General features: G+C 64.5%; 13 protein-coding genes. 10 read left to right on the top strand and 3 right to left on the bottom strand.

What is annotated here, in order from left to right; genetic code table 11:
• Positions 1-98: 98 nt before the first annotated feature.
• Complete coding sequence (locus M3089_RS15865; RefSeq protein ID WP_249083425.1) at positions 99-572, bottom strand: helix-turn-helix transcriptional regulator; 474 nt, start codon at positions 570-572, stop codon at positions 99-101.
• A gap of 27 nt (positions 573-599) precedes the next feature.
• Positions 600-917, bottom strand: a complete 318-nt coding sequence (locus M3089_RS08740) for a hypothetical protein (RefSeq protein WP_249083423.1) — start codon at positions 915-917, stop codon at positions 600-602.
• Between the two features lie 213 nt (positions 918-1130).
• Between M3089_RS08740 and M3089_RS08735 the strand changes: the two genes are divergently transcribed.
• The 6 genes from M3089_RS08735 (at position 1131) to M3089_RS08710 (ending at position 16259) form a co-directional block, all read left to right on the top strand.
• A complete protein-coding gene (locus tag M3089_RS08735) occupies positions 1131-3677 on the top strand; it encodes a DUF4982 domain-containing protein (protein WP_249083421.1) in 2547 nt (848 codons plus the stop codon).
• An 88-nt stretch (positions 3678-3765) separates the two neighbouring features.
• Entirely contained in the window at positions 3766-6879 is a 3114-nt protein-coding gene (locus tag M3089_RS08730) for a family 43 glycosylhydrolase (RefSeq protein ID WP_249083419.1), read from the top strand.
• 311 nt (positions 6880-7190) lie between these two features.
• Complete coding sequence (locus M3089_RS08725) at positions 7191-8117, top strand: helix-turn-helix transcriptional regulator (protein WP_249083417.1); 927 nt, start codon at positions 7191-7193, stop codon at positions 8115-8117.
• Positions 8118-8255: 138 nt separating this feature from the next.
• On the top strand, positions 8256-10721 hold the full coding sequence (locus M3089_RS08720) for a glycoside hydrolase family 95 protein (protein ID WP_249083415.1): 2466 nt from the start codon (positions 8256-8258) through the stop codon (positions 10719-10721).
• A gap of 73 nt (positions 10722-10794) precedes the next feature.
• Positions 10795-12243 carry a glycoside hydrolase family 140 protein gene (locus M3089_RS08715; protein ID WP_249083414.1) on the top strand — a complete coding sequence of 483 codons (1449 nt, stop codon included), beginning with the start codon at positions 10795-10797 and terminating at the stop codon, positions 12241-12243.
• A 176-nt stretch (positions 12244-12419) separates the two neighbouring features.
• Complete coding sequence (locus M3089_RS08710) at positions 12420-16259, top strand: family 78 glycoside hydrolase catalytic domain (RefSeq protein WP_249083412.1); 3840 nt, start codon at positions 12420-12422, stop codon at positions 16257-16259.
• A 143-nt stretch (positions 16260-16402) separates the two neighbouring features.
• Here M3089_RS08710 and M3089_RS08705 read toward each other — a convergent pair whose 3' ends face one another.
• Positions 16403-17038, bottom strand: a complete 636-nt coding sequence (locus M3089_RS08705) for a porin family protein (protein WP_249083410.1) — start codon at positions 17036-17038, stop codon at positions 16403-16405.
• Positions 17039-17283: 245 nt separating this feature from the next.
• Between M3089_RS08705 and rimP the strand changes: the two genes are divergently transcribed.
• The 4 genes from rimP (at position 17284) to M3089_RS08685 (ending at position 22754) form a co-directional block, all read left to right on the top strand.
• Positions 17284-17751 carry a ribosome assembly cofactor RimP gene (rimP, locus tag M3089_RS08700; RefSeq protein WP_205110911.1) on the top strand — a complete coding sequence of 156 codons (468 nt, stop codon included), beginning with the start codon at positions 17284-17286 and terminating at the stop codon, positions 17749-17751.
• A 3-nt stretch (positions 17752-17754) separates the two neighbouring features.
• A complete protein-coding gene (gene nusA, locus M3089_RS08695; protein WP_205110913.1) occupies positions 17755-19017 on the top strand; it encodes a transcription termination factor NusA in 1263 nt (420 codons plus the stop codon).
• Between the two features lie 149 nt (positions 19018-19166).
• Positions 19167-22070: a translation initiation factor IF-2 gene (gene infB, locus M3089_RS08690; protein WP_249083408.1), complete on the top strand. Its 2904-nt coding sequence runs from the start codon at positions 19167-19169 to the stop codon at positions 22068-22070.
• A 495-nt stretch (positions 22071-22565) separates the two neighbouring features.
• The gene (locus tag M3089_RS08685; protein WP_205110916.1) at positions 22566-22754 is read left to right on the top strand and encodes a hypothetical protein; all 189 of its coding nucleotides are present in this window, start codon (positions 22566-22568) and stop codon (positions 22752-22754) included.
• Positions 22755-23003: the final 249 nt, after the last annotated feature.

The following is a 23003-nucleotide window of genomic DNA, read 5'->3' as shown; positions in this document are numbered from 1 at the left end:
GGCGTTTGTGCCTCGATTTTCTTCACGCTTTTATTGCTTGTTTTCCGGGATGGTTTGCTTGCTTGGCCATTCCTTGCCCAATGGATTCTCAGTGGCCGTCAGCCGCCGCGGTATTCGCTCGGCGTCATCCCGAAGCTGTCTTTGAACGCCGCCGAGAAGTATTTCACCGAGTGGAAGCCCGTGCGCCGGGCAATGTCGGCCAGGCTCAGCTGCGTGTCCTTCAGCAGCCGCCGGGCCACCCCCATGCGTATGCTCTTGATGTAGGCCGAGGGCGACATGCCCGTGGCGGCCTGCATGCGGCGGTAGAGCACTGTGCGGTCCATGGCCATGAGGCGGCTCAGCGCCGGCACCGAGAACTCCTCGTCGGCCATGTGCTCCTCTATGGTCTTGGCCAGCCGGGCCATGAACTGCTCGTCGGCCGTGGGGCCGTCGTCGTCGGCCTGCGCCCCGGCTATGCCGTCGGCTATCTGCCTGCATATCTCAGTGCCGTCGCCCGGCCTGCCGGCAGGCCATGCCGCCACGGCCTCGGGCGTGAGCCCCCTGTCGGCCATCAGTCCCGCCACGTCGGCCACGGCCTTGCCCTGCCAAGTGTCGATGACTTACAGCGTGCGGTCGTTGCGCAGCCACACATAGCCCAGGCTGTCGCACGTCAGCTGCCTGTCGCCGTGGTAAGCCGGCAGCGGGCAGGCGTCCTCGGGCAGCAGCTTCACGGTGTGGAAGCGCGTCCAGTCGTACACTTCTATCGTGGCCGTGGTGGCCACGGCCATCCTCCCGTCGGGCATCTGGCTTATGCAGCGCACCCAGCTCTCCGACAGTCCGTCGCTCATGTCGAGCGTTGTGCCGCCGCTGTCGGCCCCGGCCATTGCCGGGCATAGCGCCACGGCTGCTGTGAGTATGTTTCTTGCAAATAGTAACATGGTTGAAGATTTGTTTCAAACGGGCGCAATTCGAGTTTGTCAGCACATTGCCAAGTGCGTCTTGGCTTATGCAAAGGTAGGCAAAAAAGCCGAAAATGTTACAAAAGCGGGCTTGGGCGGCCCGTGCAACCGTTTCGGGCCGAAATAGCAACGGGCCGCCTTTGCCCCGTGCGGCCGGCCACTTAACTTTGCGGTGCAAACATTTTCACGACTATGAGACATCTTTTTTTCGTTTTGGCTTTGCTCCTCGCCATGGGCGCGGGGGCTCAGCAGAGGCAGCGGCTCAACTTCAACGGCGGCTGGCTCATGCACGTGGGCGACGCCGACGGGGCCGCCCTCGCCTCGTTTGACGACGGCTCGTGGCAGCGCGTCACGCTGCCGCTGTATTCCAACCTCGGCACACAGGGGGTGTATGTCTATGCCACCGACTACGACATACCGGGCCGGCGGGCCACGGTGCATGTAGAGTCGGAGGTGCGCAACGACAGCCGCAGCCCGCAGACGGTGACCCTGCGCGTGGCCATGAGCGACGCCGGCGGCAGGCCCGTGGCAGCCTTCGAGGGCGAGACGGCCACGCTGGCCCCCGGCGAGACGCGCGTGCTCAAGGGCAGCCGCAGCGTGGGCGGGCTTGAGTTTTGGTCGTGGGGCTACGGCTACCTCTACAGCGTCACCTCGTCGGTGGGCTCCGACAGCGTGACGCTGCGCACGGGTTTCCGCAAGACTTCGTTTGCCGACGGCAAAGTGTGGCTCAACGACCGGTGCATCATGATGCACGGTTACGCACAGCGGTCTACCAACGAATGGCCCGCCGTGGGCACCGATGTGCCGGCCTGGCTCAGCGACTACACCAACCGGCTGTGCGTAGAGGGCGGCGGCAACATTTACCGTTGGATGCACGTCACGCCGTCGAAGCAAGACATAGAGAGCTGCGACCGCGTGGGCATGATGCAGGCCATGCCCGCCGGCGACGCCGAGCGCGATGTGGAGGGGGCGCGGTGGCAGCACCGCGTGAGCCTCATGCGCGACGCCATCATCTACAACCGCAACAACCCGAGCATCATATTCTATGAGGGCGGAAACGAGAGCATATCGCGCCAGCACATGGTCGAGCTGAGGCAGGTGCGCGACCGCTGGGACCCCAACGGGGGCAGGGCGATAGGCAGCCGCGAGATGCTCGACATCGAAGAGGCCGAGTATGGCGGCGAGATGCTGTACATAAACAAGAGCGCCGACCGCCCCATGTGGGCCATGGAGTACTGCCGTGACGAGGCCTACCGACTCTACTGGGACAGCTACAGCTATCCCTTCCACAAGCAGGGCGACGGCCCGCTGGTCAAGGGGCAGCCCGCCACGGCCTACAACCAGAACAACGACGAGTTTGCAATTGAGCTGCTGCGCCGCTGGCATGAGTACTGGGCCGTGCGCCCCGGCACCGGGCGGCGCGTCAGCTCGGGCGGCGCAAAGATTGTGTTCAGCGACACCAACACCTACGGGCGCAACGAGATGAACTACCGCGTCAGCGGCGTCGTCGACGCCATGCGCCTGCCCAAGGATGCCTTCTACGTGCACCAGGTGATGTGGGACGGGTGGGTGAGCCCCGAGACCGACCGCACCTACATCGTGGGCCACTGGAACTACGACGCCCGGACGGTCAAGCCCGTCTACGTGGCGTCTACGGCCGACGAGGTGGAACTGCTGCTCAACGGCCGCTCGCTGGGCCGCGGCCGCAGGTCGTACGAGTGGCTCTTCACCTTCGACAGCGTGAGGTATGAGCCCGGAACGCTCACCGCCGTGGGCTACGAGGGCGACAGGGAGACGTCGCGCCACACCATCGAGACCGCTGGCGAGCCCGCGCGGCTTGTGCTCACGGCCATCGTGAACCCCGAGGGCATGAAGGCCGACGGCTCCGACCTGGCCCTTGTGCAGGTGGAGGTGGTCGACAGCCGCGGACGGCGCTGCCCGCTCGACAACCGCGACATACGCTTCAGCATTGGCGGGCCTGCCGAGTGGCTCGGCGGCATAGCCCGCCGCAAGGGCGTGGACGCCGCTGCCCAGCGCGCGTCGGACAACTACCTGGGCGCCACGGTGCTGCCCGTGGAGTGCGGCGTCAACCGCGTCTTCGTGCGATCCACCACCACTCCCGGCACCATAACCGTCAGGGCAGAGGCCGAGGGACTGCCCGCCGCCACGCTTTCCATCGCTACCGAGGCTGCCGACGCGGAGCGCTGCCTGCCGCAACAGACGCTGCCGTGCCGCCTCGACCGCGGCCCCACGCCGCCCACGCCGTCGTTTGCCGACGTGCGCCGTGGCCTGCGGGTGGTAGGAGCCACCGCCGGCTCAAACCAGGCAGAGGCCGGCAGGAGCTTCGACGGCAACGAACTGAGCCAGTGGCAGAGCGACGGCAGCCGCGACGGGGCGTGGATAGAGTACCGGCTGGTGCGCAAGGCCACGGTGAGAAGCGTGAGCCTGAAGCTCACCGGGTGGCGCAGCAAGTGCTATCCGCTGCAGATTCTCGCCGCCGACGGCACCCTGCTGTGGGAGGGGATTACCCCCGCCACGCTGGGATACGTAAACATCGACATACCCAAACCAGTGGCTACTGACTGCGTGAGGGTGCGCATGGTGGCCCCGGTGCAAGACAGCAGCAAGTTCGGAATAATAAAAGAGCTGGCCGGAGGAGCCACGGGCGAGCTCGACCGGCTGCGCTCCGCCAAGGGCAAGACGCAGCTGCGCATAGTCGAGGCCGACTTTGCCGAGTGACGCCGTGGCGGCCCGCGAGCCGCCGGATGTGGCGCGGCTACATTAATATTAATGCATTACTACTACCAATAACAAAATGAAACCTGAAATGAGACATCTGAAACAAACACTGGCTTTTGCCGCGGCCATGGCGCTGTGCGCATGCAACGTGGAGCCCGACATGTCGAACCGGTTTACCTTTACCGGCCAGACGGTGACCGACTTCCTGCTGAGCAACGACTCAATATTTTCCAGCTTCAACAACATTCTGAGGCGTTCGGGGCAAGACCGCATACTGAGCTCATACGGCAACTACACCTGCTTCGCACCCAAGAACGGGGCCGTCGAGGCATACATCGACAGCCTGTGGAACGACAGGGAGAGCGTCGACGAGGATGGAAACCTGCTGCACAACGGCCTGACGGACAACTCGCTGGAGGGCCTCACCGACAGCCTGTGCACCGACATCGCCATGTATCACCTCATGAAGACTGAGCTTACCACCACCCAGATGCTCACCGCCGGCGGCGCCACCTACCGTACAATGCTCGGGCGCTTCATCACCGCGGGCGGCAGTGGCTCGCAAATACTCGTCAACGAGGGTGCGCCGATAGACCGGCAGATGTGCGACAACAAGGTGGAAAACGGCATTGTCCACGCCATAGGGCGCTGCATACCGCGATCAAACCGCATGGTGGTGCAGGAGCTGAAGGCCGACTCGGCCCACTTCGCCATCTTCTACGAGGCGCTGTGCGCCACGGGCATCGACGCCCTGCTGGCCGAAGACGACAAGCAACTGGCAGCGCCGGCGCCCGACCCCGTGGCGGGCTACTACACGCCGACGGTGTGCAAGCGCGGCTTCACGCTCTTTGCCGAGCCCGACGCCGTGTTCCATGCCAACGGCATACATTCGCTGGCCGACCTGGCGGAGAGGTGCCGGGAGTGGTACGGCAAGTGCGCCACAGGCCAGCGGAGCATGGACGAGGGCTGGTACGACTGGTTTCGGAACAACAACATCGCCGTTGACACGGGCGATGACTATACCAAGGAGAACAACGTGCTGCACATGTTTGTGGCCTACCACGTGCTCCGGGCGGCGGTGAACCCCGACATACTGACCTTCAAGAAGAACACATACGTGGGCAACGGGTGGCTCGGCGAGGCCTACGACTACTACGAGACCATGCTGCCCAAGACGCTCGTCAAGGCCTGGATGGTGTACGACAGGGCCACGGGCCGGTATGGCACGCTGCTCAACAGGTATGTGCGCAACAACACGCTGACCGACGGGGTGGAGACGCTTGGCTCCGACGCCATGCACGAGGTGGTGGCCGAGGGCATCGGCATGGACCTCGACGCCGTGAAGAGGCCGCTCAACGGCTACATCTATCCGCTCGACGGGATATTGCTCTACGACGGAAAGGTGCCGCTGGGGGTGCTTAACGAGCGGCTGCGCTTTGACGCCCTGACGCTCTGCCGCGAAACAATGGACAACGGGTTCCGCGGCGCCACCATCAGCGAGATTACGGCTCTGAACGCCGGCAAGTCGGCCCCGCGCATCAGGTACCCGATAGATTACTTCGACAACGTGAAGGTGTTCAACGGCAACAACACCAAGTTCGACCAGACGGTGGTGCCCGACCCCGACGGAAAGGCATGGGCGCTGTACAAGGCCGACTCGTTCCAGGGCATGGGAGTGTTCGACTTTGCCATCAAGCTGCCGCCCGTTCCCGACGGCACCTACGAGCTCAGGGTAGACCTCGACTGCATGGAGCACGGCTCGATGGTGCAGTACTACCTTGGCGACACGCCCGACATCAACGCCTTTGAGCCGCTGGGCGTGCCCATGGACATGCGCATACCGCAAAACGACTTCACCGACCCGCGCGTGGTGGCCATGGGCTGCGTGCCGCTCGACGACCCCGAAAACTATCCCGAGGCCTATGCCGACAGGGGCGTGTTCATGGTGAGGGCAGCCGACCCCGCGGGCCCGTGGAGCGACCCGCTCATGGTGATTGAGGGCAAGGGATACATAGACACCACCCCGCTGTGGGACGACGACGGGCGCTGCTACCTCGTAAACGGATGGGCAAACAGCCGCATAGGCTTCAACGGGGTGCTCACCGTGCGCGAGCTCTCGGCCGACGGCACGAGGCCAATAGGCGACCCCTGCATTGTGTTCGACGGCGACGCCACGCGCAATGTCACCACCGAGGGCCCGAAGTTCTACAAGCGCGACGGATGGTACTGGATTCTCTGCCCCGCGGGGGGCGTGGCCGGGGGTTGGCAGCTGGCCATGCGCAGCCGCTCGCCCTACGGCCCTTACGAGTGGCGGCGAGTGCTGCAGCGGGGCACCACGGCCGTCAACGGCCCGCACCAGGGCGGGTGGGTGCACACGGTCTACGGCGAAGACTGGTTTGTGCACTTCCAAGACAAGGGCCCCTACGGGCGCGTCTGCCACCTGCAGCCCGTCGACTGGAGCAGCGGCTGGCCCGTGATGGGGCGCGGGGGCGAGCCTGTGCTCACCCACCGCAAGCCCAAGTCGGACAGCAAGGTGGTGGTAAACCCCGCCGAGTCCGACGAGTTCGGCTCGCCCCGGCTCGGCCTGCAGTGGCAGTGGCAGGCTGACTACGACGACTCTTTCGGCCAGACCACGGGCATGGGGTTCTACCGCCTGTTCACCTTCAACCTGCCGCGGCTCGGCAGCGTGGCCAACCTGTGGCTCGTGCCCAACATGCTTTTGCAGAAGACACCGGCCGACGAGTTCACCGCCACGGCGCGCATATCCGACTTCTGCTCGCGCAACAACGGACAGTACATGGGCCTGATTTGCATGTCGGCGCAATACTCGTCGGTGGGCCTCATGCGCACCGACAGCGGCTTCGAGCTGCAGGTGCGCCACAACCCCAGGGCCCGCAACCTGCGTGCCGCCGACAGCGTGACGGTGGTGGCCACGCTCGCCCCCACGGCCAAGGGCACCCCGCACAAGGGGCGTCCGGCCGAGATGCACATCGGCGACGTCTACCTGCGCATGACGGTTAGGGCGCGCCGCGTGAGCTATGCCTACAGCACCGACGGCAGGCACTGGCACAGGGCCGGCAGCGAATACGCCATGGGCAAGGGCCGGTGGATAGGCTCAAAGATTGGCTTCTTTGCCGCCGACCCCAACGTCTCGGGCCGCAAGGGCTTCGTCGACATCGACTGGTTCAGGGTGGGGCGGTAGGCCGGCCCTGCCGCACGGCCCGTTTGGCGTTGCGATACGGCCCGTTTTGCAGTGCCGAACGGGCCTTCTTGCATGGCCGGACGGCCCGTTCGGCCAACGGCCTGGCTGTCAGCGCCATGGCCCGCCGCCACGGCGTGGCACCACGGGGGCAGGCGTCGGTGGGCGCGTGGCGGCCTCCGGCGTGGGGCGCGCGGCCTTGCAGCCTCCGGTTTTCGGCCATTCGTTCGTTTTGTAGCCGGAAAATTTATATCTTTGCATGGGCGGCAGCCATCGCAATGGCTGCCCCCGATGCAACCAATGACCGTAAAACCATGCGCCACAACCAATTAGAGCGTGAGCTGGAGCTGATGCTCCTGCTGGCCGAAAACCGCGTCTGCACCGTCGACAGGCTGTGCGAGCGGCTGGGCATATCGCGCCGCAACCTGTATTATTACATCGACTTCTTCCGCCAGGCGGGCTTCATCGTCGAGAAACGGGGCGGGGTTTACAGCCTCGACAAGTCGTCGCCGTTTTTCACCCGACTGTTCCAGACGGTGCATTTCACCGAAGACGAGGCCACCACCATACGCCGCGTGCTCGACAGGGCCGGGGGCGACAGCCTGCAGGTGCGCCACATACTGCGCAAGCTCGACCGCCTTTACGACCTGCGCATACTCGACGACGTGGAGCTGAGCGAGCAGGCCGGGCGCAACGTGAGCGTGCTCTACGATGCCATCAAGACCAAGAACAAGGTGGTGTTGCACAACTATTCGTCGCCCCACAGCAACACGGTGGCGAGCCGGGTGGTAGAGCCTTTCATGTTTCTGCCCGGCAACGACGAGGTGAGGTGCTACGAGGCGTCGACGGGAATGAACAAGACGTTCAAGGTGGCGCGCATGGGCACCGTCGAGATGCTGCTCGACCCGTGGGAGCACGAGGCCGACCACAAGCGCATGTACACCGACATCTTCATGTTCAGCGGCGAGGAGCTGATGCCCGTTGAGCTGCGCCTCGACCGCCTGGCCTACAGCCTTATCACCGAGGAATACCCCCGGTCGGCGCCCCACATCAGGCCCGACGGCGACCGCCGCTGGCTGCTCAGCATCGACGTTTGCAGCTACATGGGCGTAGGGCGCTTCGTGCTGGGGCTGTTTGAGAACATAGAGGTGCTGGGCGGCGAGGGCTTCAGGGAATACGTGGCCCGCAAGGTGGGCGCCATGAAGTGCCCCGGGGGTCGGCCGGAGGCGGGGCTACAGTAGGGCCGCGGCATGCGCGAGTGGCCCATGCGCAGCGCCGGCCGGCGCCGCCGCGGGGGGAAACAGTGGCGACATACGTATTATAATATGGTGGCGGCAGGCAAATCCACCGTGCCGCCAGGCGTTTAAACAAACTGAGACATGAAAAGAATACTATCCTTGCTGTTGGCATCCGCACTGGCCGCAACGGGCGTGCGGGCGCAGGGGCACACGCTGTGGTACGACCGTCCGGCCATGACCTGGACCCAGGCCCTGCCCGTGGGCAACGGCCGCCTGGGCGGCATGGTGTTCGGCAACCCGGCCGTCGAGCGGGTGCAACTAAACGAAGAGACCATCTGGGCGGGCCAGCCCAACTTCACGCTCAACCCAAGGGCCAAGGGCGCGCTGCTCCGGGTGCGCAGCCTCATAGCCGAAGGCAAGTACCGCGAGGCGCAAAACCTGGCCGACGCCAGCATCATGCCCGGGGCCAACCGCAACAGCGGCATGCCCTACCAGACGTTCGGCGACCTTTACATATCCATGCCCGGCCACGGCAGTTACACCGGCTACCGCCGCGAACTGAGCCTCGACTCGGCACTGTCGGTGGTGTCTTACACCGTCGGCGGGGTGAGCTACCGCCGCGAGACCATAGCCACGCTGGGCCCGGGCGACAACGTGGTGGCCGTGAGGCTCACGGCGTCGAAGCCCGGCATGATCACTTTCACGGCATGCCTCACATCGCCCCACCACGACGTGATAACGCGGTCTGAAGGCGGCGAAGTGACCCTGAGCGGCGTCACCTCGCGCCACGAGGGGCTGAAAAGCCTCGTGAGGTTCCAGGGCCGCATGGCCGCCGACGTGAGTGGGGGCACCGTCACCAGCTCCGGCGGGGTGATATCGGTGAGCGGGGCCGACGAGGCTGTGGTCTACGTGAGCATTGCCACCAACGTGAAAAGCTACAACGACGTGAGCGCCGACGAGCAGGAGCGCACGCGCAACGGTCTGCGGGCTGCCATGGCAAAGGGCTACGCGGCGCTGCGCGAGGCCCATCTCGGGGTGTTCACCGGGTACATGGGCCGCGTGAAACTCGACCTCGGCCCCGACCGTTTCCCCTCCGTGCCCACCGACAGGCGCATAGCCGCCTTTGCCGCCACGGCCGACCCGTGGCTCGTGGCCACCTACTTCCAGTTTGGCCGCTACCTGCTGATATGCTCGTCGCAGCCCGGCACCCAGCCGGCAACGCTGCAGGGGATATGGAACGACAAGATGCTGCCATCGTGGGACAGCAAGTACACCACCAACATAAACCTCGAAATGAACTACTGGCCCGCCGAGCCCACCAACCTGACCGAGCTCAGCGGCCCGCTCTTCGACCTCATCGGCGACCTCACTGTCACCGGGGCGCGCACGGCACGCGAGATGTACGGCGCCGACGGATGGGTGCTGCACCACAACACCGACCTGTGGCGCGCCACCTGGCCGATAGACCGTGCCTCGGCCGGGATGTGGATGATGGGCGGCGCCTGGCTCTGCCGCCATATATGGGAACACTACCTTTACACCGCCGACGTGCAGTTCCTTGAGCGCTACTGGCCTGCCATGCTGGGCGCGGCCACCTTTTTCGAGCAGACCATGGTGCGCGAGCCAAGGCACGGGTGGCTCGTGGTGAGCCCCTCGGTGTCGCCCGAGAACTCGCCGCGCAAGGGCGTGCCGCTCAACTGGGGCGTGACCATGGACAACCAGCTGCTGTTCGAGCTCTTCCACTCGGTGGCCGCAGCGGGCGAGGCACTGGACGCTGACCCCGGGCAGTACAGCCGCTTCGGCGCGCTGGCCGACTCGCTCGCGCCCATGCAGATAGGCTCGTGGGGGCAGCTGCAAGAGTGGATGGACGACTGGGACAACCCCGACGACCACCACCGCCACGTGTCTCATCTATACGGGCTTTACCCCGGCAGCCAGATATCGCCATACCGCACGCCCGAGCTCTTTGCCGCCGCGCGCACGTCGCTCGAGCACCGCGGCGACGTGAGCACGGGGTGGTCGATGGGCTGGAAGGTGTGCTTCTGGGCCCGACTGCTCGACGGCGACCATGCCATGAAGCTCATCACCGACCAGCTGACGCTCTCGCCCGACACCTTCCTCGTGGTGGGCGACGTGAAGCAACGGGGCGGCACATACCCCAACATGTTCGACGCCCACCCGCCGTTCCAGATCGACGGCAACTTCGGGTGCACCGCCGGCATTGCCGAGATGCTGCTCCAGAGCCACGACGGCTTTGTATACCTGCTGCCTGCTCTGCCCTCGGCGTGGCCCGACGGCTCTGTCAGCGGCCTCGTGGCGCGCGGCGGCTTCGTGGTCGACATGGCCTGGAAGCACGGCCGGCTCACCCGCCTTGCCGTGCACTCGCGCCTCGGCGGCAACCTGCGGCTGCGCTCTGCCGTGCCGCTCAAGGCCAAGGGGCTGGGCCGGGCGCGCGGCGACAACCCCAACTGGCTGTTCGCCCTGCCTGCCACGCCGGCGCCCCTGATAAGCGAAAAGGCCGAGGTGGCCGCCCCGAGGCTGCCCAAGACCTATCTCTACGACCTGCCCACAGAGCCCGGGCAGACCTATGTAATAGTGGCCCGCTGACGCCTCCTGGCCGGCGGGAGGGCCTGATGCCCGTTCCCGAATATACTGATTGACTGAAAAAACAATTGGCACCATGCGCAGACTATATGCCATCACCATCCTTTTCATTGCCGCCCTGTGCTCCGTGGCGGCCGGCAACAAACCCTCGCCCGTGGCCCGCCTGGCGGTGTCGGCCAACGGACGCTTCCTCCAATATGCCGACGGGCGCCCCTTCTTCTGGCTCGCCGACACGGGGTGGCTGCTGCCCGAGCGGCTCAACCGCGACGAGGCGGCTTACTATCTCGACCGCCTGGCCGCCGCCGGCTACAATGTGGTGCAGGTGCAAGTGATAAACGCCATCCCCGCCTTCAACGCCTACGGGCAGATGTCGATGCCCGACGGATTCAACTTCGAGGCCGCCGACCCTCCCGGGGTGTACAGTTACTGGGACCATCTCGACTATATCGTGGACCAGGCCGCCCGCCGCGGCATCTTCGTGGGCATGGTCTGTATATGGGGCGGCATGGTGAAAGCCGGGCTGATGGACGCCGACGAGGCCCGCGCCTACGGCCGTTTCCTGGCCTCGCGCTACAAGGACAAGCCCAACATAGTGTGGATAATGGGCGGCGACATACAGGGCGACATACGCACGGAGGTGTGGGACGCGCTGGCCACCACCATAAAGTCGGCAGACAGCAACCACCTGATGACCTTCCACCCCCGCGGCCGCTACACCTCGGCCCGGTGGTTCAACGACCGCCGGTGGCTCGACTTCAACATGTTCCAGAGCGGCCACAGGCGCTACGGGCAGCGCATGGGAAACAAGGATTACCCCATTCCCGACGGCACGGAGGAAGACAACTGGATGTACGTAGACTCGACATGGAAGCACAAGCCGCTCAAGCCTGTGCTCGACGGCGAGCCGTCTTACGAAGACATACCGCAGGGATTGCACGACGGCCGAGAGCCCCGCTGGCAGGCTTCCGACGTGAGGCGCTATGCCTACTGGTCGGTGTTTGCCGGCTCGTGCGGCCACACCTACGGCCACAACGCCATCATGCAGTTTGCCAAGCCCGGCGTGGCCGGGGCCTACTTTGCCGACGGAGCGGCCAAGCCGTGGTACAAGGCGCTCGACGACCCGGGCTTCAACCATATGAAATACCTTAAGCACCTCATGCTGGCCGTGCCTTACTTCGACCGCGTGCCCGACCAGGGCATAGTGCAGGGCAACGGCACCCGCCACGACCGCCTGGCCGCCACGCGGGGCCGCGACTACCTGATGGTGTACAACTGCACGGGCCGCGACATGGCCGTCGACCTGGGGCGCATATCCGGCGAGAGCAAGCGCGTGTGGTGGATGGACGCCGCCACGGGCCGCCTGGCATACCTGGGAGAGCACTCCGGCGGCGTGCGCACATTCAGATACCACGGCAGCGGCGACGGCGTGCTCATTGCCATCGACTCGGCCAAGGGCTACATATCGCCCTCGCAGCAGTCGATAGTGGTTGCCGCGGCGCCCGCCGAGAAAGACCTCACCGAGTAGGGAGCACCGCGCCGGCGCCCGCCGCCCGCCGCAAAACGGGCCGTCCGGCCGGTTGAAACGGCCCGTATCAGACAGCCATACGGGCCGTTTTGCAATGCCAAACGGGCCCCATGGCGGGCCACGGCGGCTGCCGTCTGACAGTTGACCATTGCCAACCTATAAATGACATGACACAAATGAAAACAGCTTCCAGAATATTTTCTTTGATGGCCGCGCAGCTGCTGTGGCTGCAGGCCATGGCCGGCGTGGCCGTGGGCGGGCTGCTCACCGAGGGCATGGAGAGCCCCCTGGGCCTCGACACGGCCACGCCGCGCTTCTCGTGGGCCATAACCTCGGATGGCGAGGGGGTGATACAGACGGCCTACCAGATAGAGGTGGCCTCCGACTCGGCGCTGCTTTGCCGCGGGGGGGCCGACCTGTGGCGCACGGGCCGGGTGGAGTCGGCCCGCCAGCTGTGGGTGGGCTACGGCGGCCGCCGCCTGCGTAGCAACAGCCGCGGGTGGTGGCGTGTGCGCGTGTTCACCAACCGCGGGGCGTCGGCATGGAGCCGCCCGCAGCAGTTTGGCATAGGCCTGCTGGGCGAGACCGCATGGCGCGGCCGCTGGATAGGGCTCGAGCAGCTCATGCCCGGCGAGCGCCGCGGACTGCACACCCGCCTGGCCGCACGCTACCTGCGCCGCGAGTTCCGCCTCGGCGGCAAGCCCGTGAGGCGGGCCACGGCCTACGTTGCCGGTCTGGGGCTCTACCGCCTGTATGTCAACGGGCGCGAGGTGGGGGCGCGCGATGTGCTCAAGCCCGCGCCGTCAGACTACCGCAAGACTGTCTATTACAACGCCTACGACGTGACCGGCTGCCTTGACACGCTCACGGCCGTGGGCATAGTGCTGGGCAACGGCCGCTACTTCCCAATGCGGCAAGACAAGCCCTGGAAGACGCCCGTGTTCGGACTGCCCTCTTGCCGGGTGAACATCATAGTGGAATATGCCGACGGCAGCACGCAGAGGCTGGTGAGCGACGAGAGCTGGAAGGTGACCGCCGCCGGCCCGATACGCGCCAACAACGAGTACGACGGCGAGGAATACGACGCCCGCATGGAGCTCGGCCTATGGACGATGCCCGGCTACGACGACTCCGGATGGGGCGCGGCCCGGCGCTCTGCCGTGCCCACGGGCACACTGCGCGGCCAGATGACGCCCGCCATGGCGGCCCGTCCGTCGGGCAGGGCCCGTCTGGCGGGGCGCACCGGGGGCGGCGTGGTGCTCGACTTCGGGCGCAACATGGCCGGGTGGGTGGCCTTCGTGCCGCGGGGCAGGGCCGGCGACACCATCAGGGTGCGCTATGCCGAGAGGCTCAACGCCGACGGCACGCTCTACACGGCCAACCTGCGCGACGCCCGTTCGGAAGACATCTATGTGTGCTCGGGCCGCGACACGGCGCTGTGGCAGCCGTCGTTTGTTTACCACGGCTTCCGCTATGTCGAGGTAGAGGGCATGGACGGCGTCGGCCCCGGGGCGTTCACGGCCTACAGCGTGGCCGACAGGATGGGGCGGCAGGGCACGTTTGCCTGTTCCGACTCTACGCTCACGCGGGTGGTCGAGGCCGCCCGGAGGGGCATAGAGAGCAACTACAAGGGCATGCCCGTCGACTGCCCGCAGCGCAACGAGCGCCAGCCGTGGCTCGGCGACCGCACGGCCGGGTCGCTCGGCGAGAGCCGCCTGTTCGACTGCGGCCGCCTTTACGCCAAGTGGGTGCGCGACATCTGCGAGGCGCAACGCGAAGACGGGTGCATCCCCGACGTGGCCCCCGCGTTCTGGAACTACTACACCGACGACGTGACGTGGCCCGCGGCACTGCCCATGGTGTGCGACATGCTGCTCGAGAGGCAGGCCGACACGCTGTCGGTGTGCCGGGCCTACCCGGCCATGGCGCGCTGGATGCGCCACATTGCTGCCACTTACAGCCGCGACGGGCTGATAACCAAAGACAAGTATGGCGACTGGTGCGTGCCGCCCGAGTCGCCGCGGCTCATACACAGCAAAGACCCCGCCCGCCAGACCGACGGCACCCTCATTGCCACGGCCTACGCCATACGCTGCCTCGGGCTGCTCGAGAAGTTTGCTCGACTGCAGGGCCTTGAGGCCGACGCGGCCGAGTGGGCCGCACGGCGCAGCGGCATGGCCGCGGCGTTCAACCGCCGCTTCCTGACCGACAACAGGGGCACGTCGGCCGTGCCGGGCCATCCGCTCTATCCCGACAGCGTGTTCTACGGCAACAACACGGCCACGGCCAACATCCTGCCGCTGGCTTTCGGCATCGCACCCGACAGCCTGCGCGCCGAGATAGCCAAGAATGTGGTGGCCAACATCGTCACCGTCAACCGCGGGCGAATACCTACGGGCGTGATAGGCACGTCGTGGCTGCTGGGCACACTGACCGACAACAGCTTTGCCGACGTGGCCTGCATGCTGGCCACCAACCGCGATTACCCCTCGTGGGGCTACATGGTTGGGCGCGGGGCGACCACAATCTGGGAGCTGTGGAATGGCGACACGGCCGACCCCGCCATGAACAGCGGCAACCACGTCATGCTGCTCGGCGACCTGCTTGAGTGGTGCTTCGGCCGCCTGGCCGGCATAGGCATAGAGGCGGGAGGCTCGCACTACAGGTTTGAGCTTGCCCGACAGCTGCTGGTGGACAGCGTGGCGGCCAGTTGCCCCACGCCCTACGGCACGGTGTCGAGCCGGTGGCGGGTGGACGGCGGGCGCCTCGAGTGGACGGTAGAGGTGCCGTGCAACACAACGGCCGACGTGTGCCTGCCCGGAGGCGGCACAAGGCGGGTGGGCTCGGGGCGCCACCGTTTCAGCGTGGACTTGCCCACGGCGTCTGCCGCCATAGCCGGGGCGGAGTTCCTGTACACCTCGGCTCCCTTTGCCGAGTGCCACGCGGCCACCATCGCCGAGACCCGCCGGGGCGACCTCGTGGCGGCATACTTCGGCGGCACGAAGGAGCGCAACCCCGACGTATGCATCTGGGTGAGCCGCAAGGAGAAGGGCTCCGACAGGTGGACGGAGCCCGTGCTGGCTGCCGATGGGGTGTTTGAGCTTGGCTCGGCCGACGCGGAGCTGGCCGGGATTACAGACTCCACGACCGATGCCGAGGCCGGCCCCGTGCTGCCGGGCCACGGCGGCGGGGCGCTGAAGCGCAAGGCTTGCTGGAACCCCGTGCTCTTCGAGATGCCCGACGGCGAGCTCTGGCTCTTCTTCAAGATAGGCCTGCGCGTGGCCGACTGGACGGGCTGGGTGGTCAAGTCGGCCGACGGGGGGCGCACGTGGGGCCGCCGCGAGCCGCTGCCCAAGGGCTTCCTCGGCCCTGTGAAGAACAAGCCCGTGATGGCGGGCGAGCGCCTCGTGTGCGGCTCGAGCACCGAGACGGGAGGCTGGAAGCTGCATTTCGAGATATACGACCCCGCCACCGGCGAGTGGACTTACGTGGGGCCGATAGCCGCCGACGAGGCCCCGCGCACCGAAGACACTTCCGACGTGAAGCCCATCGACTGCATACAGCCGTCGATACTGCGCCTGGCCGACGGGCGGCTGAAGGTGCTATGCCGCACGCGCAACGGCCGCCTGGCCACGTCGGAGAGCGCCGACGGAGGGCTTACGTGGAGCCGCGTGAGGCTGACCGACCTGCCCAACAACCAGTCGGGCACCGACGCGGTGACGCTGGCCGACGGCCGCCACGTGCTGGTTTACAACGACTTTGCCACCCTGCCCGGCACCAAGAAAGGGCCGCGCACGCCGCTCAGCGTGGCCATCAGCGCCGACGGCGAGCACTGGAGCCACCTGCTCACGCTCGAAGACAGCCCCGTGGGCGAATATTCATACCCGGCCGTGATACAGGGCAGCGACGGCATGCTGCACTGCGTCTATACGTGGCGACGGCGGCGGGTGGCCTACAGGCGCATCGACCCCGACGGCGTGCAGCCCGGGCGCAGCGCCTCGGTGGGTCGGCGGTGAACAGTTGCCGCGCCGGAACGGCCCGTATTGGAATGCAAAACAGCCCGTATGGCATTGCCATACGGGCTGTTTTGCCACCCGGCCGAGGCTGTTTTGCAACGCCCTGTGCCACAGGTGGTTGGGCCGTGCGGGCCGAAGCCTGCTCAGAGCCTTACCCTGTAGCCCAGCGTAATCCACAGCGACCTGTTCCTGGTGCTGCCCAGCGGCGGGCACACCTTGGACAGCCCGAACACGTAGCTGGCGCTTAGCACCACGTTGCAGTATTCCACCGACGCCCCCACGGGTATGCTCCAGTCTTCGGCTGAATACAGGTCGGGCGTCACCCCGATGTCGGCCCCCGACATGCAGTTGTCGTCGATGAGGCGCGAATACTGCACCCCGGCGTGCACCCCCAGCCAGTCGGTGACGTAAAAGTGGGCCGTCAGCGGTATGCTCAGATACTTCAGCTGCGTCTTGATGTCAGCCTCCGGCACGTTCTTCACCTTGTCGCCCTGCTCCGAATACACCAGCCCGAGCCGCGCCCCGAGCCTGCCGGTCACCATGTACTCGGCCTCCAGCCCGGCGGTGAGCCCCGCCTTGCTCGAGCTCTCCATCGTAGCGGCCTGTCGGGTGTTGCCGATGAGCACGTCGTAGCCCGACAGGTGCGACACGTTGACGCCCGCCTGGGGCAACAGGAAAATGTCGCCGCGCTGCTTCTGTGCCGCAGCTTCCTGTGCAGCCACGGCCATGAGCCCTGCCGCCAGCACGCCGGCAGCAGCCTTACTAATCCATTTGTCCATAAATATATAGAGTACGTTAAGTAGTCTTTCCGTTATTGTAGATAAACGCCCCGAGCCACATTTTATTGCCACCTGGTGGGCCTAAAATGGGCGCGGGGCGTTACGAAAAGGATAAAATGCGGATAAAGACGCGCTTTTTCTGCCCTTATGCTTGCGTATGAGCAGAATTATTAGTACCTTTGCAGCGTTCAGTGGAATGAGGGGCTTCGCGAAAGCTCCTCATTTTATTTTAATGACACGACTATATGATTGACAAGAATGCAGTAAAGACAATCGTCGAAGAGTGGTTGGAAGGCAACGAGTACTTCCTCGTTGACGTCAGCATCGAGCCCGACAACCGCATCGTTGTAGAAATCGACCACGCCGACGGGGTGTGGATTGAGGATTGCGCAGAGCTGAGCCGCCACCTGCAGGAGAGGCTCGGCGCAGAGCTTGACGACTACGAGCTCGAGGTGGGCTCTGCCGGCATCGGCCAGCCTTTCAAGGTGGCGCAGCAGTATGCCATCCACGTGGGCAAGGACGTCGAGGTGATGGACGCCGGCGGCAAGAAGGTGCAAGGCGTTCTCAAGAGCGTCGACGGCAGCTCCTTCGTGGTCACGGTCAGGGAAAAGCAGCGTGTCGAGGGCAAGAAGCGCCCCGTCATCGTGGATGTGGACAAGGCATTTGACATGGACAACGTGAAATATACAAAATACCTATTAAGTTTCAAATAAACTATGGCTGCAAAGAAAGAAGAAAAAGGCCCAAGCATGATAGAGACCTTCCAGGAGTTCAAAGAGACGAAGAACATCGACCGCACCACGCTGGTGAGCGTGCTCGAGGAGAGTTTCCGCAACGTGATAACGAAGCTCTTCGGCAGCGACGAGAACTTCGACGTCATAGTGAACCCCGACAAGGGCGACTTCGAGATACACCGCAACCGCGTGGTGGTGGCCGATGGCGACGTGCAGGACGAGAACAAGCAGATATCGCTCACCGACGCCCAGAAGATAGAACCCGACTATGAGGTGGGCGAAGAGGTGAGCGAGGAGGTGAACTTCAGCAAGTTTGGCCGCCGCGCCATACTCAACCTGCGCCAGACGCTGGCCTCGAAGATACTCGAGCTGGAGCACGACTCGCTGTACAACAAGTACAAAGACAAGGTCGGGACCATCGTCAGCGGCGAGGTATACCAGATGTGGCGCCGCGAGGTATTGCTCATCGACGACGAGGGAAACGAGCTCCACCTGCCCAAGGGCGAGCAGATTCCGGCCGACGCATACCACAAGGGGGAGACCGTGAGGGCCGTGGTGCTGCGCGTGGACAACGAGAACAACAACCCGCGCATCATCCTCAGCCGCACCAGCCCCATGTTCCTTGAGCGCCTGCTCGAGGCCGAGGTGCCCGAGATTGCCGACGGGCTCATCACCATACAGCGCGTTGCGCGCATGCCGGGCGAGAGAGCCAAGGTGGCGGTAGAGAGCTACGACGAGCGCATAGACCCCGTGGGAGCCTGCGTGGGAGTGAAGGGAAGCCGCGTTCACGGCATCGTGCGCGAGCTGTGCAACGAGAACATCGACGTCATCAACTACTCGAGCAACACGCAACTCTTCATACAGCGCGCCCTCAGCCCGGCCAAGGTGTCGAGCATCACGCTCGATGAGGAGAACCGCAAGGCCGAGGTCTACCTGCAGCCAGAGGAAGTTTCGCTTGCAATAGGCCGCGGGGGAATGAACATCAAGCTCGCCAGCATGCTCACGGGGTTCACCATCGACGTGTTCAGGGTGGTCAGCGAGGGCGAGGCCGACGAGGATATCTACCTCGACGAGTTCGCCGACGAGATAGACCAATGGGTCATCGACGCAATCAAGTCCATCGGGCTCGACACTGCCAAGGCCGTGCTCAACGCCCCGAGGGAGATGCTCATCGAGAAGGCAGACCTTGAGGAAGAGACCGTTGACCACGTGCTCAACGTGCTGCGCGCCGAGTTTGAAAACTAAAAAATAATGAAAGACGGGCTTTTGCCGGACTATGTTCATGGTTCATGACGCTCATGTTCACGGGGCCGGCAGCCGTAGGCACCAAGCAGTGCAAGCGGCCTCGGGGGATTGCGTTGTGGATTGTTGAATAAGAAGAAATAAACTTTTATATGAGCATCAGATTAAACAAAGTATTGACAGAACTGAACATAGGATTGCAGACGGCGGTCGACTTCCTTAAGAACAAGAAAAGCCTGGGCGAGATAAAGGACGACGCAAACGTCAACACCAAAATCTCTGACGAGCAGTATCATGCGCTCGTGAGCGCCTTCAAGGGCGACAAGGACATCAAGAGCGAGGCTGAGAAGATGTTTGCAAAGAAGTCCAAGGACAAGAAGTCGGACAAGAAGTCGTCGAAGGCGGAAGACTTGCTGGGCCACAGGCAGCGGTTCAAGCCGCTGGGCAAGATAGACCTCGACAGCATTGGCAAGAAGCCGGCACAGCAGGCGCAGCCGGCAAGCGAGCCTAAGGCCAGCCAGCCAGCCCCGGCACCGGCCGAACCGAAACCCCAGCCGGCGGCAGCCCAGGCCCAGGCACGGCAGCCCGAGCCCGCCCCGGCACCGTCGAAGCCGGCCGAAGCAGCCCCTGCACCCAAGGCCGAGGCCCCGAAGGCAGCCGCGCCGGCCGAGCCCAAGCCGCAGCCAAAGGCCGCGCAGCCGGCCCAGGGCGAGCCCAAGGCGCAGCCGGCAGCACCGCAGGCCGCCGCAGCCCAGCCTGCGCCAAAGGCCGACGAGAAGCCCGAGAAAGAGGGCCCGAAGATATTCACGCTCAAGAGCGAGGCCAGGCTGGCCCCCAAGGTGAACGTGCTGGGCAAGATAGACCTTGATGCCATCAACCAGAGCACGCGCCCCAAGAAGAAGACCAAGGAGGAGCGTCGCAAGGAACGCGAGGAGAAGGCAGCCCAGCAGCATCAGGGCAGCGAGCGCAAGAAGCGCGTGCGCATAGGCAAGGAGCGCGTAGACATAGAGGCGGCAGCCAGCCAGAACGGCAACGGGGCCGGCAAGAAGAACAAGAACCGCGGCGGCGGTGGTGCCCAGCCTGCAGCCCAGCAGCAGGGCGCGGGCAAGAGCAAGAAGGGCAAGAGCCGCAGCCAGCACAAGCCGATAGAGGTGAGCGAGGAGGACGTGGCACGCCAGGTGAAGGAGACGCTGGCCCGTCTCACGAGCAAGAACCAGAACAAGAAGGGCGCCAAATACCGCCGCGAGAAGCGCGACGCCGTGCAGGAGAGGCTCAACGAGGAGCGCCTCGAGGAGCAGGCAGGCAGCAAGACGCTCAAGCTCACGGAGTTTGTGACCGTCAGCGAGCTTGCCACGATGATGAACGTGCCGGTGAACAAGGTCATCGGAACGTGCATGAGCATAGGCATAATGGTGTCTATCAACCAGCGCCTCGACGCTGAGACCATCAACCTCGTGGCCGAAGAGTTCGGCTTCAAGACCGAGTATGTGAGCGCAGAGGTGAGCGCCGCCGTGAGCGAGGAGGCCGACGACGAGAACGACCTCGTGCCCCGCGCCCCCATCGTGACCGTCATGGGACACGTAGACCACGGAAAGACGTCGCTGCTCGACCACATACGCAACACCAACGTCATAGCCGGCGAGGCCGGAGGAATAACGCAGCACATCGGAGCATACAACGTGACGCTGGCCGACGGGCGCAAGATAACATTCCTCGACACCCCGGGCCACGAGGCATTCACGGCCATGCGAGCCCGCGGAGCGCAGGTGACCGACATCGCAATCATCATCATCGCGGCTGACGACAGCGTGATGCCCACCACCAAGGAGGCCATAGCCCACGCACAGGCAGCCAACGTGCCGATGGTGTTTGCCATAAACAAGATTGACAAGCCGGGCGCCAACCCCGACAAGATACGCGAAGACCTGGCCAACATGAACCTGCTCGTGGAGGAGTGGGGAGGCAAGTACCAGTGCCAGGAGATATCGGCCAAGAAGGGAGTGGGCGTCGACGAGCTGCTCGAGAAGGTGCTGCTCGAGGCCGAGATGCTCGACCTCAAGGCCAACCCCAACCGCCGTGCCACCGGCTCTATCATCGAGTCGTCGCTCGACAAGGGCCGCGGCTATGTCTCGACGGTGCTCGTGTCGAACGGAACGCTCAAGGTTGGCGACATCGTGCTGGCCGGAACCAACTACGGCCGCATCAAGGCCATGTTCAACGAGCGCAACCAGCGCATGGAGAAAGCAGGCCCGTCGGAGCCCGCCATCATACTCGGACTGAACGGGGCGCCCACCGCCGGCGACGCATTCCACGTGATGGAGACCGAGCAGGAGGCCCGCGAGATAGCCAGCAAGCGCGAGCAGCTGCAGCGCGAGCAGGGCTTGCGCACGCAGACCCGACTGACCCTGGCCGACATCAGCCACCGCATTGCCCTCGGATCGTTCAAGGAGCTGAACCTCATAGTGAAGGGCGACACCGACGGAAGCGTCGAGGCACTGAGCGATTCGTTCATAAAGCTCTCTACCGAGAAGATACAGGTGAACGTCATCCACAAGGCCGTGGGACAGATATCGGAGAACGATGTCACGCTGGCCGACGCCTCGGACGCCATCATCGTGGGCTTCCAGGTGCGCCCGTCGGCGGCAGCCCGCAAGCTGGCCGACCGCGAGGGAGTGGAGATAAACACCTACTCCATCATCTACGACGCCATCGAAGACATACGCTCGGCCATGGAGGGCATGCTCGACAAGGTGAAGAAAGAGGTGGTGACCGGCCAGGTCGAGGTGCGCGAGGTGTACAAGATATCGAAGGTGGGCACCGTGGCCGGTGCGCTTGTCACCGAAGGCAAGGTGCACGCCAAGGACAAGGCGCGCGTGGTTCGCGACGGCATCGTGATTCACACCGGCGACATCAACGCGCTCAAGCGCTACAAGGACGACGCCAAGGAGGTGGCCGCCGGACTGGAGTGCGGCTTGAGCCTGGTCAACTTCAACGACATACAGCAGGGCGACATCATCGAGACCTTCACCGAGATAGAGGTGGAGCAGAAACTCTGATGCGCCTGGCAGCATAGCGCGCAATGCAATGCGTGAGCCGGACGGTATGGTTGGTGCCATGCTGTCCGGCTCTTGTTTTGTTGGGCTGCCGTGGGGGCTGGTTTGCCATGTCGGCCGTTTCGCATTGCCAAACGGGCCGTATCGCAGTGTGAAACGGGCCGTATTGCAAGGCCGGACGGGCCGTTTTGCCGGCGCCTGTCGCCATGCCTTGCCACCCGCCATTGCGGTTGTGCACTATACAGTGTGCCTGTAGCCCGCCTGCCGGCATAGGCCGAAGCTCGGCGCCGCCGCCATGGCTGCCGCCTGTGGCCGTGGCCCACCGTCGCCGCAGGCCCTGCCTGCCAAAATCGCCGCATCGGTTGGAAAAGGCGGCCGCGCGCTTTGCCGTTTGTGCAAAAACCGCTATTTTTGCACAAGGGCAGCCTTCTTGATGTGCCTCGGGCCAAGGCCCGGCGCAGGGAGGGGCCCGCGGTGAGTGCAAAATAGATGCGGCGAATGGGAAAAACAGGCACAGGCAACGGCAATGGTGGCAGAGGCAAGGAGCCCGACCGCCTTGTTTACTATGGTTTGATGGCGGCGGGCGTGGCCTTGGTGGCGCTGGTGCTCGCGGCCCCCTCGGCCGTGTTTGTGGCCATTGGGCTCGGGCTGGTGTGCTACCTGCTGTGCAGGTGGCTCATAGGGTAGGCTGCACGCAGGCCCGGGGCGTTTGGGCCTGATGGCATAAGCAGCTGTTCAAAATCAACCGATACAATTGCCCGTGCAGGTGTCCTCTATGTCTTTGCCACCATCTTGTGCGCTCTTTCGGGCCGCATGCCAAAGTTTCATCGGTGGCGTAGCGCGCTACGCTCTCTCTTCGGACTGTGGCATGCATCTCCGAAATAGCGCACAATTTGATGGCAATTGATTTAGAACACCTACTTATCGGGCAAAATC

The sequence above is a fragment of the Marseilla massiliensis genome (genome assembly GCF_023336985.1).
Lineage (GTDB): Bacteria > Bacteroidota > Bacteroidia > Bacteroidales > Bacteroidaceae > Prevotella > Prevotella intestinigallinarum.
The sequence above is the reverse complement of the archived record's forward strand: the minus strand, read 5'-3'. Positions and strand labels throughout refer to the sequence as shown.